Source organism: Streptomyces sp. NPDC054757 (genome assembly GCF_053612185.1).
On record NZ_JBSHBW010000027.1, the window covers coordinates 24,010 to 46,059 of the forward strand.

Annotated in this window: 19 protein-coding genes and 2 tRNA genes; 1 reads left to right on the plus strand and 20 read right to left on the minus strand. The window is 71.7% G+C overall.

All coding sequences use genetic code 11. The features are described from left to right. From ACWGKJ_RS27100 to ACWGKJ_RS27165, 14 genes are all read right to left on the minus strand, one after another. Nucleotides 1-2,490, minus strand: a complete 2,490-nt coding sequence (locus ACWGKJ_RS27100) for a ComEC/Rec2 family competence protein (RefSeq protein ID WP_385024933.1) — start codon at nucleotides 2,488-2,490, stop codon at nucleotides 1-3. Further along, a complete protein-coding gene (locus ACWGKJ_RS27105; protein WP_385024930.1) occupies nucleotides 2,487-3,374 on the minus strand; it encodes a helix-hairpin-helix domain-containing protein in 888 nt (295 codons plus the stop codon). Before ACWGKJ_RS27105 ends, ACWGKJ_RS27100 begins: the two co-directional genes overlap by 4 nt. Nucleotides 3,375-3,941: 567 nt before the next feature. Next, the gene (locus ACWGKJ_RS27110; protein ID WP_385024927.1) at nucleotides 3,942-4,787 is read right to left on the minus strand and encodes a DegV family protein; all 846 of its coding nucleotides are present in this window, start codon (nucleotides 4,785-4,787) and stop codon (nucleotides 3,942-3,944) included. 228 nt (nucleotides 4,788-5,015) lie between these two features. Continuing rightward, the gene (locus ACWGKJ_RS27115) at nucleotides 5,016-5,822 is read right to left on the minus strand and encodes a hypothetical protein (RefSeq protein WP_385024924.1); all 807 of its coding nucleotides are present in this window, start codon (nucleotides 5,820-5,822) and stop codon (nucleotides 5,016-5,018) included. A 160-nt stretch (nucleotides 5,823-5,982) separates the two neighbouring features. Continuing rightward, nucleotides 5,983-8,898, minus strand: coding sequence for a leucine--tRNA ligase (gene leuS / locus ACWGKJ_RS27120; protein ID WP_385024921.1), 2,916 nt, complete (start codon nucleotides 8,896-8,898; stop codon nucleotides 5,983-5,985). A gap of 297 nt (nucleotides 8,899-9,195) precedes the next feature. Beyond that, nucleotides 9,196-9,268: transfer RNA gene (locus tag ACWGKJ_RS27125), tRNA-Ala, on the minus strand. An 85-nt stretch (nucleotides 9,269-9,353) separates the two neighbouring features. Continuing rightward, complete coding sequence (locus ACWGKJ_RS27130) at nucleotides 9,354-9,587, minus strand: hypothetical protein (RefSeq protein ID WP_385024918.1); 234 nt, start codon at nucleotides 9,585-9,587, stop codon at nucleotides 9,354-9,356. A gap of 354 nt (nucleotides 9,588-9,941) precedes the next feature. Continuing rightward, a tRNA-Ala gene (locus tag ACWGKJ_RS27135) sits at nucleotides 9,942-10,014 on the minus strand. Between the two features lie 120 nt (nucleotides 10,015-10,134). Then, complete coding sequence (locus tag ACWGKJ_RS27140) at nucleotides 10,135-10,788, minus strand: histidine phosphatase family protein (RefSeq protein ID WP_385024990.1); 654 nt, start codon at nucleotides 10,786-10,788, stop codon at nucleotides 10,135-10,137. Further along, on the minus strand, nucleotides 10,785-11,234 hold the full coding sequence (gene rsfS, locus ACWGKJ_RS27145; RefSeq protein ID WP_385024915.1) for a ribosome silencing factor: 450 nt from the start codon (nucleotides 11,232-11,234) through the stop codon (nucleotides 10,785-10,787). The genes ACWGKJ_RS27140 and rsfS overlap by 4 nt, the downstream gene beginning before the upstream one ends. Before the next feature lie 135 nt (nucleotides 11,235-11,369). Further along, entirely contained in the window at nucleotides 11,370-13,133 is a 1,764-nt protein-coding gene (locus ACWGKJ_RS27150; RefSeq protein ID WP_385024912.1) for an LCP family protein, read from the minus strand. A gap of 19 nt (nucleotides 13,134-13,152) precedes the next feature. Next, nucleotides 13,153-13,749, minus strand: a complete 597-nt coding sequence (gene nadD / locus ACWGKJ_RS27155) for a nicotinate-nucleotide adenylyltransferase (protein ID WP_385024909.1) — start codon at nucleotides 13,747-13,749, stop codon at nucleotides 13,153-13,155. A 46-nt stretch (nucleotides 13,750-13,795) separates the two neighbouring features. After that, entirely contained in the window at nucleotides 13,796-13,957 is a 162-nt protein-coding gene (locus tag ACWGKJ_RS27160; protein WP_385024906.1) for a hypothetical protein, read from the minus strand. An 81-nt stretch (nucleotides 13,958-14,038) separates the two neighbouring features. After that, the gene (locus ACWGKJ_RS27165; RefSeq protein WP_266857081.1) at nucleotides 14,039-14,182 is read right to left on the minus strand and encodes a hypothetical protein; all 144 of its coding nucleotides are present in this window, start codon (nucleotides 14,180-14,182) and stop codon (nucleotides 14,039-14,041) included. A 118-nt stretch (nucleotides 14,183-14,300) separates the two neighbouring features. Here ACWGKJ_RS27165 and ACWGKJ_RS27170 point away from each other — a divergent pair, with 118 nt between their 5' ends. Continuing rightward, the gene (locus tag ACWGKJ_RS27170; protein WP_385024902.1) at nucleotides 14,301-15,542 is read left to right on the plus strand and encodes a M48 family metallopeptidase; all 1,242 of its coding nucleotides are present in this window, start codon (nucleotides 14,301-14,303) and stop codon (nucleotides 15,540-15,542) included. Here the strand turns inward: ACWGKJ_RS27170 and ACWGKJ_RS27175 are convergent. From ACWGKJ_RS27175 to ACWGKJ_RS27200, 6 genes are all read right to left on the minus strand, one after another. Further along, the gene (locus ACWGKJ_RS27175; protein ID WP_385024899.1) at nucleotides 15,517-16,608 is read right to left on the minus strand and encodes an SCO2583 family membrane protein; all 1,092 of its coding nucleotides are present in this window, start codon (nucleotides 16,606-16,608) and stop codon (nucleotides 15,517-15,519) included. The genes ACWGKJ_RS27170 and ACWGKJ_RS27175 overlap by 26 nt on opposite strands. A gap of 179 nt (nucleotides 16,609-16,787) precedes the next feature. Then, nucleotides 16,788-17,438, minus strand: coding sequence for an SCO2584 family spore wall biosynthesis protein (locus tag ACWGKJ_RS27180; protein ID WP_385024896.1), 651 nt, complete (start codon nucleotides 17,436-17,438; stop codon nucleotides 16,788-16,790). Nucleotides 17,439-17,503: 65 nt separating this feature from the next. Beyond that, entirely contained in the window at nucleotides 17,504-18,787 is a 1,284-nt protein-coding gene (locus ACWGKJ_RS27185) for a glutamate-5-semialdehyde dehydrogenase (protein ID WP_385024893.1), read from the minus strand. An 83-nt stretch (nucleotides 18,788-18,870) separates the two neighbouring features. After that, nucleotides 18,871-19,359, minus strand: a complete 489-nt coding sequence (locus tag ACWGKJ_RS27190) for a hypothetical protein (protein ID WP_385024890.1) — start codon at nucleotides 19,357-19,359, stop codon at nucleotides 18,871-18,873. A 155-nt stretch (nucleotides 19,360-19,514) separates the two neighbouring features. Then, nucleotides 19,515-20,654 carry a glutamate 5-kinase gene (gene proB, locus ACWGKJ_RS27195; RefSeq protein ID WP_385024887.1) on the minus strand — a complete coding sequence of 380 codons (1,140 nt, stop codon included), beginning with the start codon at nucleotides 20,652-20,654 and terminating at the stop codon, nucleotides 19,515-19,517. A 15-nt stretch (nucleotides 20,655-20,669) separates the two neighbouring features. Further along, nucleotides 20,670-21,881, minus strand: coding sequence for a glycosyltransferase family 2 protein (locus ACWGKJ_RS27200; protein ID WP_385024883.1), 1,212 nt, complete (start codon nucleotides 21,879-21,881; stop codon nucleotides 20,670-20,672). Between the last annotated feature and the right edge of the window lie 169 nt (nucleotides 21,882-22,050).

Genomic DNA, 22,050 nt, shown 5'->3' on the forward strand with positions numbered 1-22,050 from the left:
TCACCGGCCCGCCGGTATCGCCCGCAGCTCCGGCCCCGTGCCCGTCACCGCGATGGAGCCGTCCTTGTCCGTGCGCAGCACCGTCGCACCGCCCGCCCGGAGCGCGGCGACCGTACGCGGTGCGGGGTGGCCGTACGGGTTGTCCTGGCCGCAGGAGATCAGGGCGAGCCGGGGCCGTACGGCGTGCAGCAGGGCCGGGTCCTGGTAGGCCGAGCCGTGGTGGGCGACCTTGAGCACATCCACCGGGGGGAGCGCCGGGTAGGCCCGCAACAGCGCCTGCTGGGCCGGGGGTTCGAGGTCGCCGGGCAGCAGCAGGGTGAGGCCCGCGGTGCGGACCAGCAGGGTGACGCTGGCGTCGTTGGGCCCGTCGGCGACGGGCTCCGGGGCCGCTGACGGCCACAGCACCTCCCAGCTCAGCCCTCCGATACGGCGCCGCTCACCCGGGCCCGCCCGGACGACCGGGATCCGCGCCCCCGCCGCCTCCCGTCGTACGGACGCGCTCTGGTCCGGTGGATCCTGGAGGCCCGTCGTCTCGATCGCGCCGACCGTCCGGCCGCGCAGCACTCCGGGCAGACCGGCCACATGGTCGGCGTGGAAGTGGGTGAGCAGAAGCAGCGGGATACGGGTCACGCCGAGGGCCCGGAGGCAGCGGTCGACGAGGCGGGGATCGGGGCCCGTGTCGATCACGACGGCCGTGCCCGCACCGGCCGCGAGGACGGTCGCGTCGCCCTGCCCCACGTCGCACATCGCGTACTTCCACCCCGGCGGCGGCCAGCCCGTGACAACCCGGGTGAGCGGGGCCGGCCGGACGACCGCGAGCAGCAGCAGGAGGACGCAGCCCACGCAGACCCATGGATGGCGGCGCGCTCTGCGGGCAGCCACCGCGAGGACGACGGTGACCACGGCGAGCAGCAGCGCGCCGGACCATCCGCCGGGCCAGTCGATCTCGGCGCCGGGCAGCGCGGCACCGTGCCTGGCCACGGCGGCGATCCAGCCGGCCGGCCACCCGGCGCAGTGGGCCAGTACGGTGGCCGCCGCACCGGACAGCGGGGCCACGCCGAGGGCGGCGAAGCCGAGTACCGTCGCGGGGCCTACCGCGAGTTCGGCCAGGAGATTGCAGGGGACGGCGATCAGCCCGACCCGGGACGCCAGCAGAACGATCACGGGAGCGCAGACCGCCTGGGCGGCGGCAGCGGCGGCGATGACCTCCGCGAGCCTCGGCGGCACCCCGCGCCGCCGCAGTGCGGCGCTCCAGCACGGGCCGATCGTGAGCAGGGCACTCGTGGCGAGGACCGAGAGCAGAAAGCCGTAACTCCGGGCCAGCCAGGGGTCGTACAGCACCAGCAGCAGTACCGCGGTGGCCAGCGCCGGGATCAGTGATCTGCGGCGGCCGGTACCGATCGCGAGCAGGGTGACCAGCCCGCAGGCCGCTGCCCGCAGCACACTCGGGTCCGGTCTGCACACGACCACGAAGGCCAGCGTGAGGGCCCCGCCGAGCATGGCCGTCGCCCGCAGCGGAATCCCGAGCCGGGGCGCGAGTCCGCCCCGCTCCGCCCGCAGCGCGGTGCCCGGCGGGCCGATCAGCAAGGCCAGGACGAGAGTGAGGTTACTGCCGGACACCGCGAGCAGATGGGTCAGATCGGTGGTCCTGAAGGCATCCGACAGGTCGGGCGTGACCCGGGAGGTGTCGCCCACCACCAGACCGGGCAGCAGCGCCCGCGCGTCCGGGGCGAGCCCTTCGCTCGCTTCGCGCAGTCCGGTACGCAGCCGCCCGGCCAGCCGCTGCGCCCCGGTCGGCCCGCCGATGACCTGGGGTGGCCTGCTGCCCTCCGCACTGAGGACGGCAGCGATGTGGGGGTCTCCGGAGAGCGGCGGCTGGGGGCGGGCGTTCAACCGCAGCCGTGTGGTCGGCAGCAGCCCCTGCCATCCGGCCGCGTGAGCGATCACGAGGACCGGCGTACGCACGGTGGATGTCGTCCCGTCCGGGGCCCGCACCCGTGTCACATCGGCGTCGAGGACGAAGGACGCTCGGGTCGCGTGGTCGCCGCGGATCCGGGGGCGCGTCGGGCGGGGATCGGATGTGACGGTCAACTCCACCGTGACCCGGGCCGACTGACGCGCCAGCTGCGGCAGGGGCCCGCGCCGGACGTCGGCGGCGTGCAGCCCGCCGGACGCGGCGCCCGCAGCGGCGCACAGCAGGACGGCGGCCACCGCCGTGGCGTTCGGCCGCCGGCCCGGCCGGGCTCCTCCATCCCGGGAGGGGACCCGCCCACGCCGCCCCCGTACGGACGCGAACGCCACCGCTGCCGTGCCGAGACAGACCACGGTGAGGTAGAACACCCACCACCCCGGCACCGCGACGGACGTCGCCGCCGCGGCCCAGACGGCCAGGGCGGGCACCACAAGGCGCAGGTCTGCAGGGCCCTCCTGGCGGGGATCGGCAGCGCCGAGCCGATGCCCCGATGCCGTATGAACTGCCGCGCGCGTCATGGCCGTACGAGAGGCTGGAGGTCGGAGAACCGCCGGTCACCGATGCCGGTGACCTGCCGGAGCTCATCGACGGATGTGAACCCGCCGTGCTCGGTGCGGTAGTCGACGATGTGCCGCGCCAGCACCGGACCGACACCGGGCAGGGTGTCCAGCTGCTCCACGGTTGCGGTACTGAGGCTGACCGGCCCCGCCGTGGACGGTCCCCCAGCTGCTGGCCCTCCCGTGGACGGGCCGGACCCGCCCGTACCGCCGCCGTCGGGACCTGCCCCTGCGATGGCCGCCTGGCCTGCCGGGGAGCCGACGACCACCTGTTCACCGTCGGTGAGTACCCGCGCCTGGTTGAGCCCCGAAGTGTCCGTACCGTCCTTCACGCCTCCCGCCGCCGCCAGCGCGTCGGTCACCCGCGATCCGGCGGGCAGCCGCTGGATCCCGGGCCTGCGGACCTTGCCGCTCACGTCGACGACGATCCGGGCGGCGGTCGCCCCGGCCTGCCCGGGGCCCGCCCCCGGTGGCGGCAGAGCATCCCCGGACTGCGGCGGCCCCGGGCTCGGGCGCGGCCCGGACGGCAGGTGGTCCCCAACGGCGTTGCTTGATCCGGAGGTTGGCAGACCGGCGCTGACCACGTCGGGCGCCGGAACGGACTGCGGGCGCCCGGTCCAGAAGTGCTGGGCGGCGAGCGCAGCGGCCACGACGAGCACGACCGCGAGCGCGCCGAGCGTCCTGGGGGTGAGACCACAGCGCGCCTGCACCCAGAGCGGCAGCCGCTCCCGCAGCGCCTCCCCCGCCCGGGCCACCAACGCTCCGACACGACCGGAAGCCGCCGTCCCGCCGCCCGGCGCGTCACCATCCGGGACGTCCTCGTCCTTCGGGCCACTGACCGGCACCCCCTCGTCCTTCGCACCACCGGCCGCACCACCAGCAGACGCGGCGCCAGTCTTCGCGCCACCAGCCGGCGTGGTACCGGCCCGAGCACCGCTTCCCTCGCCCTCACCCCTGTCCCGGCCAGCCCCCGCGCGGGCCGCACCTGCCCCCGTCCCCCGCTCTGCCGGGAGACCGGGGCCGCCCGGCGCTACCGGAACGGCGGCCGACCGCGCGGGGAAGAGCGCCTCCGCACGGAGGCGCAGCTCTTCATCCGGGTCCCTGTGCCGATGCCTGAGGCGGGCGTGACGACGCGAACCGGTGGTGCGGGTGCGGCCGTCGGACGACGGAGCCCGGCCGGGGCCGCTGGTCGCGGAACGTGACGTGATGATCGTGCGGGAAGCGTGGGAAGCGTGGAGAGTCATGCCACGAGACAGTAAGGACGTCCGCGGAACCGTGCTGATCAAGGTCAATAACGGTGGAAATACCGGGTCTTGTGGATAACACGGCCACCCGAACGAGCGCGTCCACTCCCCCGGCCCGCTGCCCGCCCCGCGCCCCGGCCCGCTCCCTGGCCCATCCCCCCGACCGCCTCAGCGGGGCGAGACCACAACCGCCAGCAGCCCCGGTCCCGTGTGTGCCCCGATGACCGCTCCGACCTCGCTGACATGCAGGTCCACCAGGCCCGGCACACGCTCCCTCAGCCGCTCGGCGAGCGCCGCCGCCCGCTCGGGCGCTGCCAGATGGTGTACCGCGATGTCCACCTGGCCGTCCCCCGCCCGGTCGGCGGCGATCTCCTCCAGCCGGGCGATGGCCTTCGAGGCCGTCCGTACCTTCTCCAGCATCTCGATACGGCCGCCGTCGAGTTGCAGCAGTGGCTTCACCGCGAGGGCCGAGCCGAGCAGGGCCTGTGCGGCACCGATCCTGCCCCCTCGGCGCAGATAGTCGAGTGTGTCCACGTAGAAGTACGCGGACATCCCTCCGGCGCACTTCTCCGCCGCCGCCACCGCATCGTCCAGCGAGCCGTCCGAGCCGGCCGTCTCGGCCGCGGAGAGCGCGCAGAAGCCCAGCGCCATCGCGACCATGCCGGTGTCGACCACGCGGACCGGGACGGGTGCCTCCCGCGCCGCCAGCACGGCCGCGTCGTACGTACCGGAGAACTCGGACGACAGATGGAGGGAGACGATTCCGCTCGCTCCAGCGGCGGCAGCCGCCCGGTAGGTCTCGGCGAACACCTCAGGGGCGGGCCGGGACGTGGTCACCGAGCGCCGCTTCTGCAGGGCCGCCGCCAGGGCGCGGGCCGAGGTCTCCGTACCGTCCTCCAGAGCGCGGTCCCCCAGGACCACCGTCAGCGGCACCGCTGTGATGTGGTGCCGTGCCAGCGTCTGCGGCGGCAGGTAGGCCGTGGAATCGGTCACGATCGCGACATGGCGGGACATGAGCCGGAGATTACCCGCCGACGCGGTGGCGAAGTCGTGCGACCCCTCGTCGGCGGGACCGCAAGCGTCCGCGCCCGTGCCGGATACCCCCGTGCCGGACACCCCGGTACCGGATGCCCCAGCGCCGGACGCCCCGGTGCCGGATGTCTCCATGCCGGATGTCCCCATGCCCGGCACCCCCAGGCCGACGGCCCACGCGCCCGCTGCCGATTCGCCGACGCCCGTCACTCAGGTCGTGCTCTCCGGTCGTGCGGTCTTCTGCCACGGGTACCGCTGCTGCCGGTCAGGGTCCCTGGCCGTGATCGCGTCGGGCCCGGCCCGATGCGCACCACTCCCGCCCGCGGCCCCTCCATCGGAGGACGGCCAGGGCTTCTCATCAGCCGTCGAACCCGAACCGGCCCCTTGCCGCACCCCGCGTCCCTGCCCCCGCACATCCCCGCCGGCCGCACGCCCGCCGGCCGCGCCGTCAGCCGTACGACCATCCTCCGCCGGTGTCGTCCAGTGCCGCAGCGCGCCCGCTTCCACATCGATCTGCTCGTTCAGCGCGATCAGATCGTCGTCGGCGAACTTCCGGGCCCGGTCCCGGGCCGCCCAGCGCAGCGCGTCGGCCGAGTGTGTGATCTGCTCCGTACGCTCCCGGAGGGCCGGCAGCCGCTGTCCGAGCCCCGACTTGTCCGGCTCGCGCTCCAGCCGCCGCAGCTCCGCGTCCAGCTCCAGGCCGTGTGCGCTCAGCCGGTCGAAGAGGCGCAGCGTCTCGCGCAGTGACTCGTCCTCGGCCACCCCCGCGTGCAGGGCGTCCTGGGTGGCCCGCATCGATGTGCGCAGCGAGAGTCTCAGCTGAGCCAGCTCGCCCGCGGCACCCGGCTGGCCGTAGCTCTTCGCGCGCAGCGCGGTGTCCTCGACGGTCCGCCGGGCCTGCGAGATCGTCCGGTCGACGCTCCGTCTCGCGGCTCCCACCACCTTGACCGCCGCATACGCCCCCACGCCGAGGAAGACGAGGAACAGCAGCACCAGGATCAGGATCACGGATTCCATGGGGGCGTCCCTCGGTCGTCGGACTCTCTCATCTCCACCGTAAACGGAAAGGGCAGGCTGAGGGTTCCACCAGAACCCCCAACCTGCCCGTAGGGGAAACCCCGCGGTCTCCCGTCCGGCTCAGACCGGTCCCGTCCGGCTCAGGCCGGTTCTGTCCGACTCAGGCCGGAACGATGTTCACCAGCTTCGGCGCCCGCACGATCACCTTGCGGATCCCGGCCCCGCCCAGCGCCGCGACCACACCCGGATCCGTCACCGCCAGCTTCTCCAGGTCGTCGTCCGAGATCGAGGGGGAGATCTCCAGCCGCGCCCTGACCTTGCCCTTGACCTGGACGACACAGGTCACGGTCTCGTCCACGACGTACGCCGGGTCCGCCACCGGGAAGTCCTGGTGCACCACGGAGTCGGTGTGGCCCAGCCTGCGCCACAGTTCCTCGGCGATGTGCGGCGCCAGCGGGGCGACCAGCAGCACCAGCTGCTCGGCCACCGTGCGCGGCACCGGGCCGCCCGCCTTGGTCAGGTAGTTGTTCAGCTCGGTGACCTTGGCGATGGCGGTGTTGAACCGCAGCCCCGCCATGTCGTGGCCGACGCCGTCGATGGCCTTGTGCAGCGCGCGCAGCGTCTCCTCACCGGGCTCCGCGTCGGCGACAGCGGCCTCGCCGGTCTCCTCGTCCACGACATTGCGCCACAGCCGCTGCAGCAGCCGGTACTGGCCGACCACCGCACGGGTGTCCCACGGCCGTGAGACGTCCAGCGGGCCCATGGCCATCTCGTACAGGCGCAGCGTGTCCGCGCCGTACTCCGCGCAGATCTCGTCCGGAGTGACCGCGTTCTTCAGGGACTTGCCCATCTTGCCCAGGACGCGGCTGACCTTCTCGCCCCCGAACCAGAACGCGCCGTCCCGCTCCTCGACCTCGGCGGCGGGCACCGCGATCCCGCGGCTGTCCCGGTAGACGAACGCCTGGATCATGCCCTGGTTGTACAGCTTGTGGAACGGCTCGACCGACGAGATGTGCCCCAGGTCGAACAGCACCTTGGACCAGAACCGCGCGTACAGCAGGTGCAGTACGGCGTGCTCGGCGCCACCGACGTACAGGTCGACGCCGCCGTGCGGCTGGCCCTCGCGCGGGCCCATCCAGTACTGCTCGATGGCCGGGTCGACCAGCTTCTCGCTGTTGTGCGGGTCCAGGTAGCGCAGCTCGTACCAGCAGGAACCGGCCCAGTTCGGCATGGTGTTGGTCTCGCGGCGGTACTTCCTGACACCGTCGCCCAGGCCCAGGTCCAGCTCGACGTTCACCCAGTCCTCGTTGCGGGACAGCGGGGTCTCGGGCGAGGTGTCCGCGTCGTCCGGCTCGAAGGTGCGCGGCGAGTAGTCGTCCACCTCCGGCAGTTCCAGCGGCAGCATCGACTCGGGCAGCGGGTGCGCGATGCCGTCCTCGTCGTAGACGATCGGGAAGGGCTCGCCCCAGTAGCGCTGCCGGCTGAACAGCCAGTCGCGCAGCCGGAAGTTGACGGTGCCCTCACCGGCGCCGCGCTCGGCCAGCCACTCGGTGATCCGCTCCTTGGCGTCGGCGACGCCCAGGCCGTCCAGGGAGATGTCGTCGTGGGTGGAGTTGACCAGCTTCGCCTCGTACGAGCCGAAGGCGTCGTCCCAGGTGGCGGGGTCGGTGCCGCGGTCGTCGGACGGTTCGACGACACAGCGCATGGGCAGCTCGAAGGCGCGCGCGAAGGCGAAGTCACGGCTGTCGTGCGCCGGGACGGCCATGATCGCGCCGGTGCCGTACCCCATCAGCACATAGTCGGCGATGAAGACGGGGACCTGCTCGCCGCTGACCGGGTTGACCGCGTACGCGCCGGTGAAGACGCCGGTCTTCTCCTTGGCGTCGGCCTGCCGCTCGACGTCCGACTTCGAGGCGGCGAGGGCGCGGTAGGCGGCGATGGCCTCGGCCGGAGTGGCGTGGCCGCCGGTCCATACGGAGTGCGTGCCCTCGGGCCAGGCGTCCGGGACGATCGACTTCTCGCCGGAGATCAGCTCGTGCTCGGGCGCCAGCACCATGTAGGTGGCGCCGAACAGGGTGTCCTGGCGGGTGGTGAAGACCGTGATGGCATCGGAGCCCCCGTCGACCGCGAAGTCCACGCGGGCGCCCTCGGAGCGGCCGATCCAGTTCCGCTGCTGGAGCTTGATCGCCTCGGGCCAGTCCAGCGCGTCCAGATCGGAGAGCAGCCGGTCGGCGTAGGCGGTGATACGCATGTTCCACTGGCGCAGCTTCGCCTTGAAGACGGGGAAGTTGCCGCGCTCGGAGCGGCCGTCGGCGGTCACTTCCTCGTTCGCCAGGACGGTGCCCAGACCCGGGCACCAGTTGACCGGGGCGTCCGACGCGTACGCCAGCCGGTACTCGCTCAGCAGGTCGGCCCGCTCCACGGCGGACAGCTCGCCCCAGGCACGGCCGCCGGGGACGGCACGCTCACCACTCTCGAACTGGGCGGCCAGCTCGGCGATCGGGCGGGCCTTCTGCGCGTCCCGGTCGTACCAGGAATTGAAGATCTGGACGAAGATCCACTGGGTCCACTTGTAGTACTCGGGGTCGATCGTCGCGAACGACCTGCGCTTGTCGTGGCCCAGACCCAGCCTTCGCAGCTGGGACTTCATGTTCTCCATATTGGCCTCGGTGGAGGCCCGGGGGTGGGTACCGGTCTGTACGGCGAACTGCTCGGCCGGCAGGCCGAAGGCGTCGAATCCCAGGGTGTGCAGGACGTTGTGGCCGGTCATCCGCTGGTGCCTGGCGTAGACGTCCGTGGCGATGTAGCCCAGCGGGTGGCCCACGTGCAGCCCGGTGCCCGAGGGGTACGGGAACATGTCCATGATGAACTTCTTGGGCCTGGCCACCACGGCCGGGTCGCCCGCCAGCTCGCCGGCCGGGTTCGGTGCGTCGTACGTGCCGTCGGCGTCCCAGAAGTCCTGCCAGCGTGCCTCGATGTCGGCGGCCATGGCAGCGGTGTAACGGTGCGCCGCGGCCACCTCGGATGAGGGCCCTCCCGCGCTTGCGGCAGCGGGGGAAGAATTCGTCTCGGTCATGATCCTCAAAGCTCCATCGGTCGTCTCTGCCCGCGATCCTCATGGCTGTGGCGCCTGTGGCACCAAACGAAAAAGCCCCTCGCACAGGAGGGGGCGCCGCGCTGATGCCGACCGGGGACACTTCGTCGGTCGGGACTGATCAGCGCGGCTCACTAAGCAGGAGGCGTACGGCACGCATGGCGTCAGGGTACCGCAGGCGCCGTACGCTCCGTGCGGACACCTCGTCGCATGCACACGCGGAAGCGGGCCACCCCATCAGGTGACCCGCTTCCGTTTACCTCTTCCGAGGTCTCACTGTGGAGCTAAGGAGAATTGAACTCCTGACCTCCTGCATGCCATGCAGGCGCTCTACCAACTGAGCTATAGCCCCGTGCTCTTTGCCGATTTCCGGGGTGACCCCTTCGGCTCCGCCAACATTACCGGTCCGCCGTTGCTCCGCCAAATCCGTTCCGCACTCAGGCGGTGGCGAAGGAGTAGAACCGCTTGAGCGTGCAGTGCTCCTCCAGGAGCCGGCCGTAGATCGGCTCCCCCTCCAGCTCGCGGTAGGTCTCGATCGGGTCGCCTTTGATGATCAGCGCCCGCGCGCACTCCTCGCACCAGTACTGGTAGTCGCGGTTGACCGGGTCCATGTCCCTGACGATCGGCGTGCCGCTGCCGCACCAGTCGCATTTCCTCCTGTGTGCACCCATCAGTCAGCTCCAGCGGTGGCCGTGGGGCGGGCATACGGGACGGGTAGGGCGGCGGCCGGGGCGGGCCGGACATGCCGACGGCGAGGGGCAGTTGAGCGGAGCCCCGCGGTGGGAGCGGGTACGGGTGTCCGCCCCGCCGGTCAGGGCGTTGACGCGATCGAGCATGCTCGCGGGCATCGCGCTCTCCCCTCCCTCCGGGCCGGCGTCCCTCCGGCGCTCCGATTCTGCCATGACCCCGCAAGAGGGACAGCGGCGTCGGCGGACGCGCGGGCGGAACCGGAGCGAGCGGACGAAAAATCCCGCCCCCTGCTGGGGACGGGATTTCTCCTTGCTCCGGTGTGGAGCTTCCGACTGTGGAGCTAAGGAGAATTGAACTCCTGACCTCCTGCATGCCATGCAGGCGCTCTACCAACTGAGCTATAGCCCCGCTGTTCGCTTCGCTCGCTGCAATCTCTGCTTCCTGCGGCGCGAACAAGAAGAACTTTAGCCTGCGACCAGCCGGAAAGCGAAATCCGCTCGGACGGCCCGTTGCGGGACCCGGCGCGGCTCAGTCGTCGTCGCCGAGTACCGGCTCGGGGAGTGTCCCGGCGTTGTGCTCAAGGAGCCGCCAGCCGCGGGCGCCCTCGCCCAGCACCGACCAGCAGCAGTTGGAGAGCCCGCCCAGGCTCTCCCAGTGGCGCGACTCCAGACCGAGGAGCCGTCCGATGGTGGTGCGGATGGTGCCGCCGTGGCTGACGACGACGAGCGTCCCGCCGTCGGGCAGCGCGTCGGCGTGGCCGAGCACCACAGGGGCGGCCCGGTCGGCGACCTCGGACTCCAGTTCGCCGCCACCGCGCCGCACGGGCTCCCCGCGCTTCCACGCCGCGTACTGCTCGCCGTAGCGGGCCATGATCTCGTCGTGTGTGAGCCCCTGCCAGCTGCCTGCGTACGTCTCGCGCAGGGCGGCGTCGTACGTGATCTCCTGGCCGGTCACGGCGCCGAGCTCACGGGCGGTGGCCGCCGCCCTGCCGAGGTCGGACGCCACGATCGCGTCGGGCTTCATCGAGGCGAGCAGCCGGGCGGCCCTGTGCGCCTGGCCGACGCCGGTCTCGGTCAGCTCGATGTCCGTGGAGCCCTGGAAGCGGCGCTCCAGGTTCCAGGCGGTCTGGCCGTGCCGCCACAGGACGATGCGGCGGCCACGGCCGCCCCCGGTGCTGTTCAGTGCAGCTCACCGTCCAGGCCGGCGTCGGTGCCCTCGGTGCCGTGGAGCCTGGCGTGCTCCTCGGCCTTGCCGCGGGTCTTGACCGCGTCCTCGGGCAGGTCGATCTCGGGGCAGTCCTTCCAGAGGCGCTCCAGCGCGTAGTAGACGCGCTCCTCGCTGTGCTGGACGTGGATGACGATGTCCACGTAGTCGAGAAGGATCCAGCGGGCGTCGCGGTCGCCCTCCCGGCGCACCGGCTTGGCGCCGAGCTGCTTGTTCAGCCGCTCCTCGATCTCGTCGACGATCGACTTGACCTGGCGGTCGTTGGGCGCCGATGCGAGCAGGAAGGCGTCGGTGATCGACAGCACATCGCTGACGTCGTACGCGGTGATGTCGTGCGCGAGCCGGTCGGCGGCCGCCTGCGCGGCGGCGTTGATGAGCTCGATGGAACGGTCCGTGGCGGTCACTGGCAGGCTTTCGTCGGCGGTCGTGGAGTACCCAAGGGTCTCACGGACCGCCGACGGTCCCGCAATTTTTACCGCCGGGCCCGGACGGGACCGTCCGGATGACACGGAGAGTCCCGCCCGGCCGGACGGTAACCGCTAATTGATCTTGTAGTCCTGGCCCAGCACCACGGAGACGTCCGCGTTCGCGGCGGCCTTGCCCTTGCGGACCGCTCCGGCCGGCAGCCCGAGCGTCTTCGCCACCTCATCCGCCTTGGCCTTCTGTGCCGGGTCGCTGTAGCTGACCTGCGACGACGCGGTGACGCTCGCCTTTCCGCCGTCCACGACCGAGTAGCCGCCGTTGACGAGCGCGATCCTGGCGCTCTCGGTGGAGGCCGTCCGGCCACTGGCGTTGCTGACGCCCACGCTCGTGCTGTCGCCCTGGTCGGGCGCCTTCACCGAACCGCCGAGTACGTCCTTGACCACACTGGCGCTCGCCTGCGGGCTGAGCGTGCCGTCGCTCCGCACGGGCAGCAGTTCCGTGGTGTAGTCGCCCTTCTTGGCGTGTGCGGCGAGCTTGGCGAGCGAGGCACCCAGGTCCTTGTCGGACAGGGACGGGTCCAGGATCTGCGCCAGGTTCTTCACGGTGGTCGTCGCGGCCTGCGGGTCGTCCGAGATCTTCTTCAGGACCCCCTGCATGACCTGCCCGAACCGCTCCAGCTGCTTCGCCTCCGGCTCACCGGGCGCCCGGTAGGTGGAGTACGCGACCGCCATCTGACCGCTGAGCGTCTGGTCCTTGCCCCGGTGCACCAGCGGCTCGGCGCCCTTCTTGGTGTCCGGTACGTCGGTGTCGGTGTCGATGTCGATGTTCCCGATCAGCTCGACCAGGTTCTCCAGATACGGGGTGTCCAGCCGCCAGGTGCCGCCGATCTTGGCCCCGAGGAGGGTGTCCAGGGCCTCCCTCGTGCCGTCCGAACCGTCGTCGTCCACGGACTTGCCGAGGGTGGTCGCCGTACCGTCGTCGTTCGACACGGAGAGGGAGTTGGGCAGCAGGAGCGTGGTGCCCTTTCCGGTGGTGACGTTGTCGACGAGCAGCGCGGTGGAGGTGCCGCCGCCCTTCGTGTTGTGCAGATGGACCACGATCGCGTTGCGCTGCTGCGCCCCGGACGCGGTGGCGCCGCCGCCCGCTCCGGAGACCCCGGGCAGCTTGCCCGCGTACCAGAGGTAGCCGACGCCGCCCACGACGACGAGCGCGAGCACGACGACCAGCGATACGACACGGGTACGCCCTCTGCGTCTGGCCTCCTCGCGCCGCTCGGTGCGGCTCTCGGTGAACTTCAGCCAGTCGATGACGTCTTCGGAGTCCTCGTCGGGCTCCTCGATGAAGGAGAACTGCTCGGTCCGGTACTCGTCGTCGCCCTGCGCGGGCCGACGCTGCCCGGGAACGGCCCGCTTCGGCTGCTCCGGGGGCTGTTCGGAGCGCTCGGACTGTACGGGCTGTGCGGACTGCTCACGCTGCGGCTGCTCGGGCCGGCTCTGCTGCGGGATCCACTGCTGGGTGGTGTCCACGGCGGGCTGCTGCCCGGTCTGCCCGGTGTCGTAGCCGTACCCCTGGCCCTGGCTCTGCCCTTGGCCCTGCCCCTGGCCCTGATACGGCGAGGACGCGGGCGGGGGCTGCTGCTGCGCGTACGGGTCGTATCCGTAGCCGGGGGCCTGCTGGTGCTGCTGCGCGTACGGGTCGTAACTCTGCTGGTGGTGCGGCTGTTGGTGGTGCGGAGCCTGGTGTTGCTGAGGCTGTTGTTGCTGATCCTGCGGCGGCTGCACCTGCTGGTACACCGGCTGCCCGTACTCGTCGTACCCGACGAGCTGCATCGGCTGCCCGTACTGGTCGTACTGCACGTACGGGTTCTGTCGGTCGTTCAACGGTGCCCCTCTCCACGGCTCATGCGCCGCGGTACAGCTGGCGCTTGTCGATGTAGCGCACCACACCGTCCGGAACCAGATACCAGACCGGGTCACCCTGCTCGACCCGGGCACGGCAGTCGGTCGACGAGATGGCCAGGGCGGGCACCTCCACCAGGGAGACACCGCCTTCCGGCAGGCCGTCGTCCGTCAGGACATGGCCCGGCCTGGTCACGCCGATGAAATGGGAGAGTGCGAAGAGCTCTTCGGCGTTCCGCCAGGTGAGGATCTGGGAGAGTGCGTCGGCACCGGTGATGAAGAAGAGGTCCGTGTCGGCGTTGAGGTCGTGCAGATCCCGCAGGGTGTCGATGGTGTACGTCGGCCCGCCGCGGTCGATGTCGATGCGGCTGACCGAGAACTGCGGGTTGGAGGCGGTCGCGATGACCGTCATCAGGTAGCGGTCCTCGGCCGGGGAGACCACCTTGTGGCTCTTCTGCCACGGCTGCCCGGTCGGTACGAACACGACCTCGTCCAGCCGGAACTGGGAGGCCACCTCACTGGCGGCCACCAGGTGTCCGTGGTGGACCGGGTCGAAAGTCCCGCCCATCACGCCGAGACGCCTCTTCTGCTCTCCCATGCGTGCAGACCCTACTGGGCCGCCATCCACCCGTCAGCGCCGCGGGTCAGCGGTCGCGGTTGAAGCGGGTGGTGATCCACAGCAGCAGCAGGAGCGCGAAGAGCGCGCCGCCACCGGTGAGGTACGGGCTGAGGCTGGGGTGGTTACCGCCGTGTCCGCTCTCGGAGGCGAGAGTGGCGAGGTGGGCGGTGGTGGTGTGGAGGCTCATGGTCAGCAGGACCTATCCGGGAGTCGGAGCGGGGGCTTCGCGGACATCGTATGCGGGGCCCCGGGGCACGCTCACGCCGACTCAGTCGTTGTCGCGATATCCGCGCAGGAGGAACCAGGCGAGCAGGACAGCCCCGACCAGCAGGACGACCAGCAGGACCCGCAGGGTGTCGCCCGGCCCCTGCTGGTTCGAGGCAGCGGCGAGCAGTGTGGTCGCGTCCGGCATGACGGGTTCGCTCCTTCTCGGTGTTGGACCCCCGCCACACGGTAGCCCCACCGCATACGCTGGGGGCCGTCAGGGGGACGGGCAGGGCTCGACGAGGACAGAAGGCAGGGGGACATCCATGACGGACGGCGATTACGGGAGCGGTCGGGGAAGCCGCGACGGGGAAGGTCACGAGAACGTGCCCGGCAGGCGGCGCAGGCGCTTCCAGGGCATCTCCTCACGGGCGTACGAACATCCGGCGGACCGGTCGGCCCTGGTGGCGCTGCGCAGGCTCACCGGTTTCGACACCGTCCTCAAGGCGCTCAGCGGGCTGCTGCCCGAGCGCAGCCTGCGGCTGCTCTTCCTCTCCGACTCGGTGCGGGTGAGCGACGCCCAGTTCGCGCACCTCCACGTGATGCTGCGCGACGCCTGCTACATCCTGGACCTGGAGAAGGTCCCCGCCCTGTACGTCACGCAGGACCCCCGGCCCAACGCGATGTGCATCGGCCTGGACGAGCCGATCATCGTGGTCACCACGGGTCTCGTCGAGCTCCTCGACGAGGAGGAGATGCGTGCGGTCGTCGGCCATGAGGTGGGGCACGCGCTCTCCGGCCACGCGGTGTACCGCACGCTCCTGCTCTTCCTCACGAGCGTCGCGCTGAAGGTCGCCTGGATCCCGCTGGGCAATGTGGCGGTCATGGCGCTGGTGACGGCGCTGCGCGAGTGGTTCCGCAAGTCGGAGCTCTCCGCCGACCGGGCGGGGCTGCTGGTCGGCCAGGACCTCCGGGCGTCGATGCGCGGTCTGATGAAGATCGCCGGTGGCAACCATCTGCACGAGATGAACGTGGACGCGTTCCTGGAGCAGGCCGAGGAGTACGAGGCGGGCGGCGACCTGCGGGACTCGGTGCTCAAGATCCTGAACGTACTGCCGCGCAGCCACCCCTTCACCACCGTGCGCGCCGCCGAGCTGAAGAAGTGGGCGGAGAGCCGGGACTTCCAGCGGATCATGGACGGGCACTATCCCCGGCGCGACGAGGACAAGGACACATCGGTCGGCGACTCCTTCCGCGAATCCGCTTCGCACTACGCCGACACGGTGCGCACCAGCAAGGACCCGCTGATGAAGCTGGTGGGCGACATCGCGGGCGGCGCCGGTGACCTGGGCGGAAAGCTGCGCGGGAAGTTCACGGGCGGAGCGGGCGGCGGCGCCAGGGGCGGTACGGGGAAGGACGGCGGTGCCACGGACGGCGGGTCCGGCGACGACTCCACCGGTCCTGGCGGCTCCGCCGGTCCTGGCGGCTCCGCCGGTCCTGGCGGCTCCGCCGGTCCTGACAGCCCTGGCGGCCCCGCCGGTCCTACGGAAGGACCGGCTGCGACCTAGCGGCGAGCGTCCCGCACAGGGAGGTGGCCGGCTGCCCGGTGGCGTACGGATCGGTGCCGGCCGGGCCGCCGTTTGACGCGCGCTCCCCGGCGAGCAGCGGGCGCAGCCGGTTCGCCACGTCGGCCGTGCAGCTCTGCGGCCCGGCCTGCACATCGGCGACGGTGACCTCCGCCTGGCGCAGCCGCAGGTCCTCGGCGGCGAAACGGAAGTGCACCTCGCGGCGGACGGTGAAGAGCGAGGCGCCGTCCGCCGTCGCCGACCCGGTCCTCCCGGCCCGGGGCCCGGCCGGCCTGAGCGGATAGACGAAGGTGTGGTCGGCGACCACCTCCAGCGTCCGGTCCGCCGACTCCTCGTACCGCATGACGCCCGCCACCCGTACATCCGGGCCGGCCAGCGCCACCCGTGCGGGATCGAAGCGGACCAGCCAGCCGGTCGCCGCGTGGCGGCCGTCCGCCGACGGCGCGGCCAGACTCCGGTCGAACTGCGGGTACTGGTCGGGGGCGATCAGGTCCCTGACCTTCTGTGCCGGGCCGCCCATCAGCACGGCGGGGTCCAGCGAGGACGCCACGACGTACTGCCGGGCGATCTTCAGCGCGGCCAGTACCTCGCTGTACGCGAAGTGCGCGGTGCTCCGGGCCCCCGGCGGGTTCACCCCGTCGGCGCCGGTGCGGAAGGCGGCGGCCGGGCTGTGCGCGAAGAGGTCGGCCGGTGTGCCGCCCGGCACCGTGCCGCGCGGCGCGAGCGGGACGACCGTGGTGCGCAAGGGCTGGGCCCGGGGCACCTGCGGCGGCCGGTACGGGTGGTGGATGCCCATGAAGACGGCGGTGCCGAAGGCCACCACCAGGAGCGCCAGTGCGACGAGCAGGCGTCCGGGGCCTCTGCGCGGCCAGCCGGAGCGGCTGCGGACGGCCCGCGCGTGCCGGCCCATCCGCTCCTGCGCGGAGAACTCCTGGAGCCGGGCAGCCCGGATGAACGATTCGTCGAAGACGACGGACCGGTACTCGTCGTCGCCACCGCTGGGCAGGCCCTCGGGTGACCCCTCGGGTGGCTCATCGCGCCCCGCCATACCTTGAGACTAGGTCGTGGCGGGGCTGCCTAAACGCCCCGGTACGGGCCAACTTCGGCGCCGGTCGCGCCCCTCCGGCGCGTGGAGGCCCGCAGGGCCGTGGCCGGGGCGGGTCCCGGCGGCCGGGTGGCCCGGTCAGGGCGTGCGGGGAAGGGCGGGGACAGGTGGGGCCGAATGGCTCAGCGAGCGGTCGTCGCAGTGCCCGCCGACCGGTTCGCGGAGTGCCCGGCGGACTCGCTCGCGGAGTGCCCGGAGGGTGACGGCGATGACCGGGTGACGCTCGCGCCGCCCGGCACCGCGCCGACCCCGGTCGTCACGGGCGCCGGCACCTGGTCCTGCCGGCTGGCCGACGCTCCCCGGTAGACCGCGGCGAAGGCCAGGGCCACCATGCCGATCCCCATGACGAGGGCCAGCAGCCAGGCCACCGGCCGGTGCCAGCGCGCCCTGCCGCGGTACGGGCGCAGGGTGCCGCCGTGCAGACCGTAGGGACCGCTCTCGCCGTCGTCGGGGCCCACGCCGTACGCACCGGGGCCGCCGGGCCCGTAGAACAGGCCGTGGTCCGCGGCGTTCTCGCGGAGGAACTCGTCGTACTCGTCGAAGTAGTCGTCATCGCCGCCCGGGCCGCCCGCGCGCGCCCTTGCGGCCTCGGCCTCCGCGCGCGCCTCGGCGGCGGCCAGCAGCCGCTCGACCGCGGTCGGCTCATGGATGGTGGCGGCCCTGACGAAGTCCTCGCCGAAGACCACGGAGGCGAATTCCTCGTCCGCTCCTCCGCGGTCGTCGTCAGGCTCCCAGCCGTCCTGGAACGGCCTGCCCCCCACGTCGTCAGGCACGCCCTCAGAGTAGACCCGGTGGGGCGATTTGGGCAGGGAGAGTGCGAAGCCGACCGGTCAGGGGGTTACCGAGTGTGACCGTCTCCTGTCACGATGTACTTGGTCGAGGTCAGCTCGGGCAGCCCCATCGGGCCCCGGGCGTGCAGCTTCTGTGTGGAGATGCCGATCTCGGCGCCGAATCCGAACTGGCTGCCGTCGGTGAATCGGGTGGACGCGTTCACAGCGACCGTCGTGGAATCGACCAGCTGGGTGAAGCGGCGGGCCGCGGCCTGCGATGTGGTGACGATCGCCTCGGTGTGGCCGGATGTCCACAGCCTGATGTGCGCGACGGCGGCGTCCAGCGAGTCGACGACGGCTGCCGCGATGTCGTACGAGAGGTACTCGGCCTCCCAGTCGTCGGCGGTCGCCTCCACGACCGTGGCCTTCGTACCGGCGGCGTACCCGAGCACCCGCTCGTCGCCGTGCACGGTCACGCCCGCCTCCGCGAGCGCGTCGAGTGCCTTCGGCAGGAAGGCGTCCGCGATGTCCCGGTGGACCAGGAGGGTCTCGGCCGCGTTGCAGACGGAGGGCCGCTGCGCCTTGGAGTTGACGAGGATGGCGACGGCCATGTCGATATCGGCCTGGGCGTCCACGTACACATGGCAGTTGCCGGTGCCGGTCTCGATGACCGGCACGGTGGACTGCTCGACGACCGTGCGGATCAGGGACGCACCGCCGCGCGGGATCAGCACGTCGACCATGCCGCGGGCGCGCATCAGCTCCCGCACGGACTCGCGGGACTCGCCCGGCACCAGCTGGACGGCGTCGGCCGGCAGCCCGGAGCCGCCGACCGCGTCGCGCAGCACCCGGACGAGCGCGGTGTTGGAGGCGTACGCGGAGGCCGAGCCGCGCAGCAGTACCGCGTTGCCCGACTTCAGGCAGAGCGCGGCGGCGTCCACGGTCACATTGGGCCTGGCCTCGTAGATGATCCCGACGACGCCGAGCGGCACCCGCACCTGGCGCAGGTCGATGCCGTTGGGCAGCGTCGAGCCGCGTACGACCTCGCCGACCGGGTCGGGCAGGGCCGCGACGTCCCGTACGTCACCGGCGATGGCGCGGATGCGCTCGGGGGTGAGGGTGAGGCGGTCGATGACCGTCTCGGCCGCGCCGTCGGCCCTGGCCCTCGCGACATCCTCGGCGTTGGCCTCGACGATCTCGGACGTACGCACCTCAAGCGCGTCGGCGATCGCCAGCAGCGCGTCGTCCTTGGCCGCACGCGGCAGCGGCGCGAGGTCGGCCGCGGCGGCGCGGGACCGGTAGGCGGCCTGGATGACCGGGGACTGGTCGGAGAGCGGGGAGAGCGAGGTCATGCCCGCAGACTAATGGGCGGTCTGCGGGCGTCCGTCCGTCATCCCACGCTCCGAGACGGCGGAGGCCGTCATAAGGGATGCAGTCAGAAGGGATGCACCCCCACGGGCGCCGCGGGCGGCGGGCCGTACCCCTCGGCGATCCGCAGGTGGTAGGTCTCCCGGTCGATGACCTCCAGACCCACGATCTCCCACGGCGGCAGCCGGGACGTGGAACGGTGCTCGCCCCAGAGGCGCAGGGCCACGGCTGCGGCGTCGTGCAGGTCCCGTGCCTCCTCCCAGTAACGGATCTCCGCGTGGTCGTCGGCGTACCGGCTGGTCAGCAGGAAGGGGTGGTCGTGGGCGAGCTGTTCGAGACCGCGTCTGACCTCCTTGATCGGGGCGGGGCGGCCCGAGACGCTCAGGGTGATGTGCCAGAGCTTCGACAGGGCGGGGTTCTCGCCGGGCCGCTGCGGGCGCTGTTCTCCGTCCGCGTCCCCTTCCGGACGTTCGTCGAAGCCGGCCCCCGCGCCGACACTCGTCAGGGTCCGCTCCCCGGTTCCTCGGGGCGGCGCCCCGGGGCGGGCTCGTCTCACCGGCGGCCTCCTGTGTGCGTTGCGGCGTCTGTCCCGCGGCGAGGGGCCGGGGCAGCGGTCGGGAGGGGGCTCCCGGACAAAGTTGACCAGCCCGGCGCCCGGCGCGTGACGGTTTTCAGGAAGGTCCCTGCTGAAAGGCTGGTCTTTCAGCCGTTTCAGGGGGCCATGACAACGAGATCGTCCCTGTGTACGACTTCACGTTCGTAGGCCGGGCCGAGTTCACGGGCCAGATCTCGGGTGGAGCGGCCGAGGAGCTGCGGGAGTTCCTTGGCGTCGAAGTTGACCAGACCGCGGGCGACGGTGCGGCCCGCCGTGTCCCGCAGCTCCACCGGGTCGCCGGCGCTGAACTCGCCCTCGACCGCGGCGATTCCGGCGGGCAGCAGCGAGGAGTTCCGCTCCACCACCGCCCGTACGGCTCCGTCGTCCAGGGTGAGCGCGCCCCGGGGCGTCGACGCGTGCTGGAGCCAGAGCAGCCGGTCGGCCGAGCGGCGGCCGGTGCGGTGGAAGTACGTGCCGGTGTCCCGGCCCGCGAGGGCGTCGGCGGCCCGGGAGGCCGAGGTCAGCACGACCGGCACGGAGGCCGCTGCGGCGATCCGGGCCGCCTCGACCTTGGTGACCATGCCGCCGGTGCCGACGCCCGCCTTTCCCGCCGAGCCGATGGAGACGTGTGCGATGTCCTCGGGGCCCGCCACCTCCGCGATCCGGTGGGTGCCGGGCTTCGCGGGGTCGCCGTCGTACAGGCCGTCGACGTCCGAGAGCAGGACGAGCAGATCGGCCCGTACGAGATGGGCCACGAGGGCGGCCAGCCGGTCGTTGTCCCCGAAGCGGATCTCGTCCGTGGCGACGGTGTCGTTCTCGTTGACGACCGGCAGTGCGCCCATGGCGAGGAGCTGGTCCAGGGTCCGGTAGGCGTTGCGGTAGTGGGCCCGGCGGCTGGTGTCGTCGGAGGTCAGCAGCACCTGGCCGACCCGGACGCCGTAGCGCGCGAAGGAGGCGGTGTACCGGGCGACCAGCAGCCCCTGGCCGACGCTGGCGGCGGCCTGCTGCCTGGCCAGGTCCTTGGGGCGGCGGGCCAGTCCCAGCGGGGCGAGCCCGGCGGCGATGGCGCCGCTGGAGACCAGCACGATCTCCTTCTCGCCACCGCTCCTGACCTTCGCCAGTACGTCGACGAGGGCGTCCACCCGGTCCGCGTCGAGGCCGCCGGCCGCGGTCGTGAGGGAGGAGGATCCGACCTTCACGACGATCCTGCGTGCGTCCGCTACGAGTTGCCTTGCCTCTTGCCTTGCCTCTGTCACACGACCGAATCTATGTCAGCCCTGTCCGCCCGCGCGCGGGTATTCCACGCGCTGGACAGGGCGGGCCGAGGCCCACTTGCGCAGCCTGCGGATCCGGGTGCGGCCGGCCGCGGGCAGCCGCCGCCAGACCGGCGGGCAGGGCATGGCGTAGACGTAGTCGGGGATCCCGGCCAAGGGGTCCCTGAAGTACGGAAGGGCGAGGTGGTACGTGCCGTTGAGGCCCCGGCCGACCCGCTCGGGCTGCTTGTTCTTCTTGAGCTGGTTGAGCGCGCCGATGAGGAGGTCCGTCCGGCCGAGCGCGACGCAGTGCAGCCGCAGCCTCTCGGCCGGCTTGAGTCTCCCGGCCACGCCCGGGTTCCAGTACTCGGCCATCAGCGGCGCCGCGAGCTCCATCCGCTTCTGCTGGACCTCGGCCGTCTGCTTGAGGAAGCCGGGGCCGAACTGCGGGAGCAGCGTGACCACGAAGGGGCGCACCATGAGCTTGTCGCGCTTCACACCCGGCGGGAGGCAGCGGCCGACCAGCCCCATCAGGGCCCGCGCCGAGTCGAAGCGCAGCACGTAACTGCCGCTCTTCGTCACATGCTTGCCGTCGTCGCGCCCCACCAGGTAGTAGCAGGTGTAGTCGGAGATGACGGAAACCCCGTCACCGCGCAGATACGTCTCCAGCGTGAAGAGCGCGTCCTCGCCCGTCTTGAGGCTCTCGTCGAAGGTGAGCGCGAGGCGTTCGAGCAGGGAGCGCCGGAAGAGCTTCTGGGCGCTCAGGGTGAACTTGATCTGTGAGTCGAAGACGTCCGCGCGCTCGACGGTCTCCCTCCACATGGACTTGGGGGCGCCGCGGTTGACGCCGACGACCTTCCCCAGTACCACGTCCGTACCCGCGCGGTCGCCCATCGCGACCATGCGCTCCAGCGCCTCCTCGCCGAAGTAGTCGTCGGCGTCGAGGAAGAAGACATACCGCCCGCGAGCGAGCCCGAGCCCGACGTTGCGCGGTCCGCTGGGGCCTCCGGAGTTCTTCTGCCGGACGACTGTCGTACGTATCGCGGACCTGGCCGCGAACTCCTCAAGGTACTCCCCCGTGCCGTCCGTCGATCCGTCGTCCACGGCGACGATCTCGATCCGCTCGGCGCCCAGGGTCTGAGCCTCCACGGACTCCAGGCACTTGACGAGGTACGGCATCGCTTCATAGGCCCCGACGACCACGGTCACATCGGGCTCACTGGTGCTCATCACAACAGTGAGATGGCCGAGGACGGCATTTAGTTGCCTCACAGGCCGTACTTATATCCGCCCACTTCAAACAAGGTGCGGTCATATCACACCCGCCGGCGGGACCGGCACCCGGCCTTGGTTTCGAAATTTCCCATTCCTTCCACGGCGGGGCCAGCCGGCCGGAGCC